Source organism: Pseudomaricurvus hydrocarbonicus (assembly GCF_011602365.1).
GTDB classification, from domain to species: domain Bacteria; phylum Pseudomonadota; class Gammaproteobacteria; order Pseudomonadales; family Cellvibrionaceae; genus Pseudomaricurvus; species Pseudomaricurvus hydrocarbonicus.
In genome coordinates this window covers 1-11561 of record NZ_JAAONZ010000005.1, presented here as the reverse complement: position 1 = coordinate 11561, position 11561 = coordinate 1, and the positions used below count along the sequence as shown (strand labels likewise).

Annotated in this window: 8 protein-coding genes and 1 pseudogene; 6 read left to right on the top strand and 3 right to left on the bottom strand. The window is 57.9% G+C overall.

Translation table 11 applies throughout. The annotated features are described in order from the left end of the window. Positions 1-48: 48 nt before the first annotated feature. A complete protein-coding gene (locus tag G8770_RS08750; protein WP_167184938.1) occupies positions 49-3192 on the bottom strand; it encodes a glycosyl hydrolase in 3144 nt (1047 codons plus the stop codon). 48 nt (positions 3193-3240) lie between these two features. Next, the gene (locus tag G8770_RS08745) at positions 3241-3885 is read right to left on the bottom strand and encodes a TetR/AcrR family transcriptional regulator (RefSeq protein ID WP_167184935.1); all 645 of its coding nucleotides are present in this window, start codon (positions 3883-3885) and stop codon (positions 3241-3243) included. Between the two features lie 277 nt (positions 3886-4162). Between G8770_RS08745 and G8770_RS08740 the strand changes: the two genes are divergently transcribed. The 6 genes from G8770_RS08740 to G8770_RS08715 all read left to right on the top strand — a co-directional run bounded on the left by G8770_RS08740 (position 4163) and on the right by G8770_RS08715 (position 10831). Beyond that, a complete protein-coding gene (locus G8770_RS08740; RefSeq protein ID WP_167184932.1) occupies positions 4163-5134 on the top strand; it encodes a Gfo/Idh/MocA family protein in 972 nt (323 codons plus the stop codon). 40 nt (positions 5135-5174) lie between these two features. After that, a complete protein-coding gene (locus G8770_RS08735) occupies positions 5175-6092 on the top strand; it encodes a dihydrodipicolinate synthase family protein (RefSeq protein WP_167184929.1) in 918 nt (305 codons plus the stop codon). Between the two features lie 2 nt (positions 6093-6094). After that, on the top strand, positions 6095-7897 hold the full coding sequence (gene araD, locus G8770_RS08730) for an L-arabinonate dehydratase (RefSeq protein ID WP_243760374.1): 1803 nt from the start codon (positions 6095-6097) through the stop codon (positions 7895-7897). Between the two features lie 21 nt (positions 7898-7918). Next, positions 7919-9424, top strand: coding sequence for an aldehyde dehydrogenase (NADP(+)) (locus G8770_RS08725; RefSeq protein WP_167184927.1), 1506 nt, complete (start codon positions 7919-7921; stop codon positions 9422-9424). Positions 9425-9497: 73 nt separating this feature from the next. After that, positions 9498-10370, top strand: coding sequence for an SMP-30/gluconolactonase/LRE family protein (locus G8770_RS08720; protein ID WP_167184924.1), 873 nt, complete (start codon positions 9498-9500; stop codon positions 10368-10370). A gap of 149 nt (positions 10371-10519) precedes the next feature. After that, positions 10520-10831, top strand: a complete 312-nt coding sequence (locus G8770_RS08715; protein ID WP_208022148.1) for a Dabb family protein — start codon at positions 10520-10522, stop codon at positions 10829-10831. Between the two features lie 433 nt (positions 10832-11264). Here the strand turns inward: G8770_RS08715 and G8770_RS08710 are convergent. Further along, positions 11265-11561: pseudogene (locus tag G8770_RS08710) on the bottom strand (DUF1552 domain-containing protein); the annotation flags it as partial.

The window sequence follows — 11561 nt, the reverse complement described above, 5'->3', positions numbered from 1 at the left end:
TGTTGCGTTTATCAGATTCAAGGCCATCTGCAATGACCTTGATATTTATTATTGATTGACTTCGGTTCTGAACAACCGAACAGGGCCTGGTAAACCCGCACCAAAAGCACTGCCATCTGCACGCGCCATATGTTGGTAGCGAGGATCCTGCGCTCTGGCTTTGGCAATGAAACCGTTGACCAGCGGTGGCAACACTTCCACCTCAATAGTGTTATCACCGGGTTGCAGTGCAGACGTGATATCGACAACAAATGGCGGGATACTCGCCCGGGCCATCGCCTTGCCATTGACCGCAACCTTGGCCGAGCCAAACACCAGTCCCAGGTCCAACAGGTAACTGTCGGTGGCGGCCGTCTCAGGCAAGGTAAAACTGTGTTGATAGATGCCCGGCGCGTCGCTGTACGTTAATTCGGGAATGTTGCGCCAGTCCTGCAGCGTCTGTAGTTCCAGCGTCTTATCACCCACCTGCAACTGCCACTGATCCAACACTTGCAGCAGCTCACCCCGGTTTGTTAGTTCCTCGACAGCGACATGGACCTGCTGGTTTTGCGGCATAGGCTGCCCCAGGATCAAAAAGCGACTGCTGTAGCCTCGCAAGCCCAGTTGCAGCTGTTGGTTCTGTGATTGCTTATTGTTAGGTTGCACCGGCCAGGCGGTGCCCTGCAGTGCGTCAAACCACCAGGCCTCGGTATCCGCCGGCAGTGTGAGTGAGACGGTTTCCGCCTGCGCCGATTGATTGGCAAAAAAGTAAATCCACTCGTCGTGGCCGAGCATGCGGGCATAGCTGCGGATGCCTGCGGTTGGAGCTTGCGTTAAAGGCGCAACCGTACGGCTGGCGACGCGGGTGACCACGGTTTCCGGATTGTCCATCAGCCGCGCCTGACCTGTGGCAAACAGGTTCGTAACTCGCTGACGTACTTGCGCATCACCACGCTCGGCATCTTTAAAGCCCGGTTGCCGGCTGGGTAAACGACCAAAGAACAGGATCTGTGTCCCCTGCGCAGAGAGTTCCCCTACCCGAGCCAATGTGCTGTCCTCCATGGCCTCGACATTGGCAAACAGGATGCTCTGATAACGACCGCCGGAGGCGGTTAATTGACCGCTGTCCAGCAGTTCACTGTCGATGGCATGGGCATTGACCCATCCCCAACTGAGTCCACGGCGCTCCAGCTCCGCAGTGAGAGGCTGCAGCTCAGCCAGCCACCGAGCGCGTACATCCTCCTGGTGTGGGGGCGCCTGCACCAGTTTCTTCACCGGCTCGCGCATTTGTGCCAGCGGGTCATCGGCCAGGGTTGTGGCGTCATAATCGGGGAGTTCGCCATTGACCAGGGGTTCATGGGTGTTCTCTTCGCCCGAGCGATAACCAAGAAACGGGTAGTAAATCAGCACATCCACACTGCTGCTGCCCTGTCGCAGCAGGTTCTGGCTGCGGGCCATGTACTGATTGAGCTGGCCAATATCGGGCCATAGAGAGGTGTTGGCGGGAGACACAATGCTGGAGAAATGGCCGGGATTCTCGACACCACTAAAGGGCGACCAGCCCTCCGGGCCAAACGGACCGGGTTCGCCGCCGCTCCAGGGATAGGGCGTACCGTGATAGACAATGTGGTTGATACCCGCCAGCAGCAGCTTGTCCGCCGCCGCCTTGAGCTTGCGGGCTGTGCTGCTGTAGTCGTAACCGCGCCAGACGAAAGACTCCGCGCTCACCAACGGCTTGCCATACAAGGCCGCTGCCGAAGATGCCATTTTGAGGGAAAGATTGGACCCTCCCCCCTGCAGTTGTTCCGTCTCTGGAATGGTATTGGCCCCCATCGCCCGCAGCATGTCGAGATCCACCCCGTAACTCTGCCCGCGGGAGATCAGGCCTCGCGCTTCGGCCCAGTTGGCCGAGGTGGCGATAAAGCGCTCGATCATCAAATCCGAAAGGGTACGGCTGTAATCGTAGCGGATGCGGTCATCCATATCCGTGAGACGGAATTCGGGGGCCGCGTGGACGCCAAACACCTCGCTGAAGTAGAGATCATCCGCGCCAGTGACATAAATGGCCGGCAGTAGCGGCGCCAAATCATAACCGCGACGGGATTTGAATTCGGTCAGGATGTCAGGCGAACTCATGCGATTGAGACGAAACTCCAGGCTGTCGTTAAAAAATCCGCGCACCCCCTTGCCATAGTGCTTTGGCAATCCCGTGCGCTGACCGAACGCATATTCATAATGACCGCGTACCTGCGGCTGACGCAGATGATCGACCACATACCCCTTGGGCGATTGCGCGCCGTTGATCGGTACCTCACCGGAGGGCAGCAGGTAGCTGGCGATGATGGCCCACTCGCCGGCGGGGGCCTGCCAATGCAACTTGCCGTCACGCACCTTGTCGGTCAGCACCACGGCGGTGGCCGCATCCAGGGTTTCGGTATCATTCAGATTTAATGGGTTCCAGGCGTGCTGACCACCTGTTTTCTGCACCGCCAGTACGCTCAACAGCTGCGCATGATTCGCAGCAAAATTCACAAAATCCCCCATGAAGGGCTCAAACGCGGCCAGGGCATATTTATTCGCCGGGGGCGCAGGCTCGGGCAACGCCAGCTCCAGAGCGGTGCCGTCTGGTTTGACCACCACCGAAGTTTCGCCATAGGCCAATTCCGTCAGGCTATCCTCCAGATTTATCTGTGGTCCGCCCGGCGGCCAGCCACTGAGGTGGGTCAGATCCACTTGCCAGCCCAGCTCCTCCACCGTTTGCATGAGGCTGTCGAGCTTGTGGTAGAACGACGGCGTATCAAAACTGTAGACAGCCGTCAGCGCGGACTCGTCGGTGACCGCCGCAATACCCATCGCCGACGCCTGGATTTCAGCGCCGCCGAAGTTGGCGGCATCCAGTTGTTCCAACTGTTGTTGCAGGACGGCAGGATCGACGGCACCACCCGGCCACCACCAGCGGGTCCACGGGCGCGCGGATTTTGGCGGAGTCGCAATAGCCTCCCAGGAGAAAAGACCCACCAGGTGCGCCGCACCCTCGCCCTGTGGCTCCGGCTCACCGATGGCATAACTGGCAATACTGGGCTGGCCGGCGGGATCGGCGGGTGGCACCAACCCCTGGCGCACCACATGGGTAAAACCGGCTATAACGAGAGCCACCAGCACGGCAAGTGACACCGACAGGTAGAGGGTCCAACGCAGGATTTTTTTTATCATTATGTGATTCCGGGCAGTGTTAGCTTATGAGTTCATCCGCTTGTGAGTTCAACCGTTTATAAGCTCGTCTGGCAACAGCAAATCAAGAAGCTGGTTCCACTCGGCTACCAGATCAAAGCCGCAGTCGCTGCGCAGCCACTGAATCTCCAGCCCATAGATCGCCGCCAGTATCTGCTTTGCCTTGGATTGCGGATCGGCAAAGCTGCCGGTCAGCGGGGCTGCGAACCGGGTCAGTGTGGCCGCTTCTCTGGCGGCGAAGTAAGCGTGCGCAGGATGACCGGCAGTCAGGCTCTCAGCACTGAGCAGCACCGAGAGCTTCACCAGCTCGGGCTGCTGGCTGTTGCGCAGCACCACTTCCCGCAGTGCCATTTTCATGTGCTCTGCGCTGTTGCGCGTAACCGGTAACTGCGGGTTATCGAACAGATGTGAGACTTCTTCCGTCTCCCGACGATCACGATCTTCCAGCAGGGCCACAAGGAGCGCCTCTTTGGAACCAAAATAATGCAACAGACCGGCATTAGTCAGATTACAACGAGTCGCCAGGGCCCGGATGCTGAAACTGTTGTATCCGCATTCGCCAATAATTCGAATGGCTTCATCCAGGATAAGACGTCGCTTTTCCTCAGGATTGGAGCGGGTGCGGGGCGTCGCTTTGGTCATATCGGGGTTTTCCTCAGATTTGGGCAACTTCATTATCTATTTCATTACCCACTACATTACCTACCAACCAATTGGTAGGTAGCGTTGGGATTAAACGAGAGAAATGCATGCCTGTCAAGAGTCGATCTTGCGTCACGGCAATATGTATTTTTCGGTATGCAAACATACTGAAAATGAATTTGATTGCTATACCTTCAGCCCGTAATCTCGATGACAATTCAGGCGTTACGGGGGATGGTGGCTTCCCCCATGTCAGGACACTGAGTATCCGCTATTGTGATATTAACCCCCGCAGGATGAATTCTTACCGATGACCACACCAATCGCTCTACTCGGCCTGGGTGAGATTGCCCGATCGCACCATATCCCTGCCCTTCAGCAATCTGCCCAGTGGCAATTGGCCGCCACGGTCTCAAGATCCACCGCAGTAGCCGGCATAGAAAATTTTCACAACGTTGAGGAACTGCTGGCGGCGCGTCCGGATATTCCCGTGCTGTCGCTTTGCATGCCCCCGGCCCCCCGCTTTGAGATTGCCTCCAAGGCGCTGCAGGCCGGCCGTCATATCATGCTGGAAAAACCCCCCGGCGCCACTGTGAGCGAATGCCGTCAACTCGAGCAACTTGCCGCACAATCCGGGCTGACGTTGTTCGCCACCTGGCACTCCCGCGAAGCCGCAGTGCTTGATCAGTGTCAGCAGTGGTTGTCCGACAAACAGATCAAGGGCTTCGACATTACCTGGAAGGAAGACGTGCGCCGCTGGCACGCCGGCCAGGAGTGGATCTGGCAACCGGGCGGCATGGGCGTATTCGACCCCGGCATAAACGCCCTGTCGATCTTAACCAAAATTCTGCCGGTCGGGGTGCGGGTTATCAGCGCCGAGCTGGAAACCCCAAGTAACCGCCACACCCCCATCGGCGCCAGGGTCACCATGGCTACCGCCAGCGGCGCTGTCGGCAGCGCCTGTTTTGACTGGCGCCAGGAAGGCGAACAGATCTGGGAAATCCGCATCACCACCGACGCCGGCGAGCTGCAGCTTACCGACGGCGGTGCCGCGGTCTCGATTAATGGTGAACCTCTGCCAGCACCGTTAATAAGAGCGCCGTTAATAAAATCGCCGGTCACAAACGGCAACACCCTGAGTGACGAATACCCGCGTCTCTACCAACGCATGCACAGTCTGGTGCAGGAACGCGCCAGTGATTGCGACTTTACTCCCCTGCAGCTGGTGGCCGACGCCTTTATGCTCGCCCGGCATCACAGCACCGACCGTTTTGAATTTTAAGCACACACCGATACTCACCTGAGACTTACTGGTACCGACTATGAACAAGCGCCTGACCGGCATTCTCCCTGTTGCCCCCACCCCGTTCCTGGCCGACGGTCGTGTGGACGAACCCGGCATGCGCCGGGTCATCGACTGCATGATTGATCAGGGCGTCGATGCCATTTGTATTCTGGCCAACTACTCCGAACAATTTGTGCTGACCGACGCAGAACGCGCGTTGATGACCCGTGTGTCGCTGGAACACAACGCCGGGCGCAAACCCATCATTGTTACCATCAGCCATTTCAGCACCGATATTGCTGTGCAGCGCGCCAAAGAAGCCGAAGCGATGGGGGCATCCATGTTGATGATGATGCCGCCGTATCACGGCGCGCTGCTGAAAGCCACCGAAGAGGGCATTTACCAGCACTTCGAAGCGGTCAGTAATGCCGTCAACATTCCGATTATGGTGCAGGATGCGCCCTTGAGTGGCATCAACCTGTCCGTGCCCCTGCTGGTAAAAATGGCAAAGGAAATTGAGCACGTCAGTCATTTCAAACTTGAGTGTCCGTTTGCCGCCGACAAACTGGAGACCCTGATTGCCGCCGGTGGCGAGCACATTGTCGGCCCCTTTGATGGCGAAGAAGCCGTCACCCTGCTGGCCGACCTGGATGCCGGTGCCATTGGCACCATGACCTCCGGCACCTTCCCCGAGCAGATTCGTCCAATTGTGACGCACTATCTGGCCGGCGAAAAAGACAAGGCGCTGTCGCAATGGACCCGCTGCCTGCCGCTGATCAATCACGAAAACCGCCAGTGCGGCCTGCGCGCCTGTAAAACCGTGTTTATGGAAGGCGGCGTGATCAAGAGCGATTTTGTCCGTCATCCACAACACCCCATGTCGCCACGAACCAAAGAACGTCTGCTGCAACTGGCTCGCGATCTCGACATTCTGGCTCTGCGCTGGGGTAAATAGCCATGAGCCAGAGCGATAAAACAGCCGTGAGCCAGGACGATAAAACCGCTATGAGCGGCGAAAAAAAATTTATCCCCAAAGCATGGCCGCGCAAATTGCGCTCCACCGAATGGTATGGCGGCACCAGTCGCGATCACATTTATCACCGCAGCTGGATGAAAAATCAGGGCTTGCCCAACGATCTGTTTGATGGTCGTCCGGTGATCGGCATCTGTAACACCTGGTCCCAATTGACGCCCTGCAACGCGCACTTGCGGGATCTGGCGGAACGGGTGAAGCACGGCATTTACGAAGCCGGTGGCCTGCCGCTGGAGTTTCCCGTTTTTTCGCCCGGTGAAAGTTCACTGCGTCCCACCGCCATGATGTATCGCAACCTGTGTGCGATGGATGTGGAAGAATCGTTGCGCGCCAACCCACTCGACGGCGTGGTGCTGTTGGCCGGTTGCGATAAAACCACTCCGGCGCTGCTGATGGGTGCGGCCAGTGTCGACATTCCTGCGATTGTGGTGTCCGGCGGCCCAATGCTCAACGGCTGGTTTCGCGGCGAACGCATCGGCTCGGGCACCGCGCTGTGGCAAATGTCGGAAGACATCAAAGCCGGCAACATGACTCAGGAGGATTTTCTGGAGGCCGAGCAAGCGATGTCGCGCTCGCCGGGCTCCTGCAACACCATGGGCACCGCCAGCACCATGGCCAGCATGGCCGAAGCCCTGGGGATGGCACTGTCGGGCAATGCGGCGATTCCTGCGGTGGACAGCCGCCGGCGGGTGGTGGCACACCTGACCGGCCGGCGGATTGTGGATATGGTCAAAGACGACCTGAAACCGTCTGACATTTTGACCAAAGACGCGTTTGAAAACGCCATTCGGGTGAACGGCGCCATCGGTGGCTCCACCAATGCCGTCGTGCACCTGTTGGCCATCGCCGGGCGTGTCGGTGTCGATTTATCCCTGGACGATTGGGATCGACTCGGTCGCGACATCCCCACCCTCGTCAACCTTATGCCCTCCGGCAAATACCTGATGGAAGAATTTTTCTACGCCGGCGGCTTGCCGGTGGTGATCAAGATGCTGAGTGAAGCGGGCAAATTGCACCGCGATGCGATCACGGCGTCCGGGGTGTCCATCTGGGAAGAAGTCCAAGACGTTAAGAACTGGAATGACGATGTCATCCGACCCGTCGACAAGGCCCTCACCGCAAGTGGCGGCATTGTGGTGCTCAAAGGCAACCTGTCCCCTAATGGCTCTGTGCTCAAGCCCTCAGCGGCGACACCGGAATTGCTGCAACACCGAGGCCGCGCCGTCGTCTTCGAAGACATCGACGATTACAAAGCGAAGATCAACGATGACAACCTCGACGTTGATGAGAGCTGCGTGCTGGTGTTGAAAAATTGCGGCCCCAAAGGCTACCCCGGCATGGCGGAGGTCGGAAACATGGGCTTGCCGCCCAAGGTGCTGCGCAAAGGCATTACCGATATGGTGCGCATTTCTGATGCACGCATGTCCGGTACCGCTTACGGCACGGTCGTCCTGCACACCACGCCGGAAGCGGCCGCCGGCGGACCGCTGGCCGTGGTTCGCAATGGCGACATGATCGAGCTCGACGTGGCCAACCGCCGCTTGCACCTGGACATTCCTGAGCAAGAGCTGCAACAACGCCTGGCAGAGTGGAATTGCCCCGTCACGGCGCCGGTCAGTGGTTATGCCCGGCTCTACCACGACCATGTGCAGGGGGCCGATACCGGCGCCGATTTTGATTTTTTACGGGGCTGTCGTGGGGCTCCCGTCCCCAAAGACAGTCACTGATCCCCTTTAGGAGTTTTGGTTATGTTGACAGGTAAACATCTGATTGCGGGGGCGTGGGTTGATGGCACGTCCACCTTTGTATCGTCACCGGCCACCGGTCCGGCCCACACGTTCGCGGCCGGCACCGCCACCGACATCGCCAAAGCCGCTGAAGCGGCCGAGGCCGCTTTTGCGTCATTCAGCCAAACCCGGCGCGCAGAGCGCGCCGCCTTTCTGGATCGTATCGCCGACGAGATTGAAGCGCGCGCCGAACAGATTACCGAGATCGGCTGCCAGGAAACCGCCTTACCTGAAGTGCGTCTGAACGGCGAGCGCGGTCGCACCGTGGGACAACTGCGGATGTTTGCCCGTCATATTGAATCCGGAAATTACCTGGACGTCCGCCACGATCCGGCGTTGCCCAAGCGTGAACCTTTGCCGCGTGCCGATCTGCGCTTGATGCAGCGCCCGCTTGGCCCAGTGGCGGTGTTCGGTGCGTCCAACTTTCCCCTGGCCTTCTCGGTAGCCGGTGGTGATACGGCGTCGGCGCTGGCCGCCGGCTGTCCAGTGGTGGTAAAAGGCCACTCGGCCCACCCCGGCACCGGTGAACTGGTCGCCCAGGCCATTGATGCTGCGATTAAAGCCTGCAACTTGCACCCGGGGGTGTTCTCCTTTGTTCAGGGCGGTAACCGCGATGCGGGTACGGCCCTGGTGCAACATCCCAATATTAAAGCGGTGGGGTTTACCGGCAGTCTAGGCGGTGGTCGCGCGCTGTTTGATTTGTGCGCCCAACGTCCCGAGCCGATTCCGTTCTTCGGTGAACTGGGCTCGGTCAACCCAATGTTTATTCTGCCGCGAGCGGCCAGCTCGCGCGCTGCGGTCATCGGCGCGGGCTGGGCCGGCTCGTTGACCCTGGGCGCCGGACAATTCTGTACCAACCCCGGCATTGCTGTGATCATCAAAAGCCCAGACAGCCAGACTTTCATTGACGCTGCACACCAGGCTTTGTCTGCCGTAGCCACTCAAACCATGCTCACCGACGGTATTGCTGAAGCCTACGACAAAGGCGTAAATCAACTGCGTTCGGTCGGCGGGGTGGAATCCAAATTATCGGGTGGCAGTGTACAACGCGACGCCACCCCGACTCTGTTTATTACCAGTGGTGCCAACTGGCTGGCGCACGAAGAACTGAGCGAAGAAATCTTTGGCCCGGCCGGTCTGGTCGTGGAAGTCGCTGACTTTGAAGAGATGCAAGCCATTGCGCGTAAAATGCAAGGCCAACTGACCTGCACTCTGCAATTGGAGGAGGATGACCGCGAGCACGGTAAAGTCCTGCTACCCCTGCTGGAACGAAAAGCCGGCCGTATACTGGCTAATGCATTTCCGACGGGTGTTGAAGTTTGTGACACCATGGTACATGGCGGTCCCTACCCGGCGTCTACCAACTTCGGGGCAACGTCGGTCGGCACTATGGCGATCCGCCGCTTCCTGCGCCCGGTGTGTTATCAGGATATTCCGGTAAGCCTGCTGCCTGAAGATCTGCAATAACCTTGTGAGCGTGATCACTGTGTAAACTGCGCGGGCGTTTAGGGTTTAACACACTCCACACGGAAACCGGAACATGACCACAGCCACCATTTTTGACGATCGCCGCTGTACCCTGGGTGAGGGGGTGTTGTGGCACCCCGGCAGACAACAACTGTTTTGGTTTGACATCGTGGGCATGCGCCTGATGTCTCGGTCACAACAGGGTGAACCTCTCAGCTGGCAGTTTGATGAACATGTCTCGGCCGCCGGCTGGGTCGATGACCAACGCCTGCTGATTGCCAGCGCCTCGGCCCTGAGTCTTTTTGACGTGGAAACCGGGGACTTGGAAACGCTGTGTGCTCTGGAAGCCGACAACCCCGCCACGCGCTCCAACGATGGCCGCGCGGACCCCTGGGGCGGCTTCTGGATTGGCACCATGGGCAAATCAGCCCAAGCCAAAGCCGGTGCCATTTATCGCTATTACCGGGGCGAGCTGCGGCAACTGATCAGCCAGCTCACCATCCCCAACGCCATCTGCTTCTCACCTGACCGACAATACACCTACTTTGCCGATACCGAGCAGGCCATGATCTGGCAGCAGCCACTCGACGCGGATCACGGCTGGCCTCTGGGTGAAGCCACGGTCTTTATCGATGGCGGCAAAGCGGGCGTCTATCCGGATGGTTGTGTCACTGATGCGAGCGGCAACCTGTGGAACGCCCAATGGGGGGCTTCCCGGGTTGCCTGCTACAACCCGCAGGGTGTGCTGATCAGTACCATCCCGTTACCCGCAGAGCATGTCACCTGCCCCGCGTTCGGAGGTCCAGACCTGCAAACGCTGTACATCGCCACGGCCACACAGGATTTATCGCCGGATGCCCTGAGCCGTCAACCTCTTGCCGGCCAGGTGTTTAGCGTAACCGTGGATCAACGGGGCCTGACCGAGCCTGCGGTGGTCATTCGTTAAGGGCACCTTCAAGGACACCTTAAAGGGCACCATCGAGAGGAGAACTCGTCCAGGTTGACCTTACAAAAAGGCGGCCTGTAAGTTAGGCACATATTCTCCGCTCATGGACAATTCATTCAATACAATCTTCTTATAACAGGCGCTGCGCTATGGCAATGATCCTTCACACTGTTGCGTTTAAGACAAAACACAAAACCGGCTCTCGGGAAGAGCGTGAATTCCTTGAAGCCGGAATGGCACTGGCTAATTTACCCATGGTCAAAAATTTCGAGTGCTACAAACAGACAGGACGAAAAAACCCCTTTGAATTTGGTTTTTCCATGGTGTTTGACTCAGACCAGGATTATGACGCTTATAACCGGCATCCAGAACACGTTGCGTTTGTTGAAAACCGATGGAATACCGAGGTTGAAGACTTTATAGAGCTGGATTACACCAGGCATGAGATCTCTGAAATTTAGGGTGAACCACGCTTCCAGCTTGAGGTCGCGGGTCTTTCAATTTGGGGGTTTTCAATTTATGGTCTTTCAATCGTCAAGCGCGCTCAACATTCCATGCGCTTCGGTGCGCGAGTGCGTTTTCACCCGGATGAGAGTTCCTATGAACGACATTGAACGACTATCAGCCATAGAAGAAATCAAGCAATTGCGGGCCAAATACTTAATGCGGTTACAACCCATACTGGCAGCCTCTACGATTAGGCAGTGAGTCTTTTTTTGAGCTGCTGGATTGTACGTTGAAAATGCCTTTGTAGCTGTAAAGCAGCTGGAGACAGAGTGCGCGTTTCGCCATGACCACTGGCCACCCGTTTTCCAAGGCAGCCGAAGTCAAAGATCGTTATACACTGATCGGATGGCGGCAACCCGCTGTACTGCCCGCCACCGAAAGCCGGGATTAAGTTAACACGTCCGATATGGTCCGGTTGGTCTCCATCGACAGCGCGCCCCAGCGATCAACCTGTACCCCCATGGCCTGCTGTACGGTCAAACCGATACGACTGATGGGGTCGGCGTTGCCCGCCAGGTGAAAACCGGTGCGAATTTTACCGCCGGCGTTGCCCGCGATCATGGTGGGAATCCCCTCAACCGCATGGGCCTGGGCAATCGAGCAGTCCGAGTGTGCCAGGATCAGACAATTGTCCAGCAGTGTACCGTCGCCTTCAGGGATGGCCGACACCTCGTCGAGAAATTC

Excerpts from the sequence above, each read along its gene's own strand:
- G8770_RS08750 (WP_167184938.1), bottom strand. The coding sequence starts at position 3,192 with ATGATAAAAAAAATCCTGCGTTGGACCCTCTACCTGTCGGTGTCACTT.
- G8770_RS08745 (WP_167184935.1), bottom strand. The coding sequence starts at position 3,885 with ATGAAGTTGCCCAAATCTGAGGAAAACCCCGATATGACCAAAGCGACG.
- G8770_RS08740 (WP_167184932.1), top strand. The coding sequence starts at position 4,163 with ATGACCACACCAATCGCTCTACTCGGCCTGGGTGAGATTGCCCGATCG.
- G8770_RS08735 (WP_167184929.1), top strand. The coding sequence starts at position 5,175 with ATGAACAAGCGCCTGACCGGCATTCTCCCTGTTGCCCCCACCCCGTTC.
- araD (WP_243760374.1), top strand. The coding sequence starts at position 6,095 with ATGAGCCAGAGCGATAAAACAGCCGTGAGCCAGGACGATAAAACCGCT.
- G8770_RS08725 (WP_167184927.1), top strand. The coding sequence starts at position 7,919 with ATGTTGACAGGTAAACATCTGATTGCGGGGGCGTGGGTTGATGGCACG.
- G8770_RS08720 (WP_167184924.1), top strand. The coding sequence starts at position 9,498 with ATGACCACAGCCACCATTTTTGACGATCGCCGCTGTACCCTGGGTGAG.
- G8770_RS08715 (WP_208022148.1), top strand. The coding sequence starts at position 10,520 with ATGGCAATGATCCTTCACACTGTTGCGTTTAAGACAAAACACAAAACC.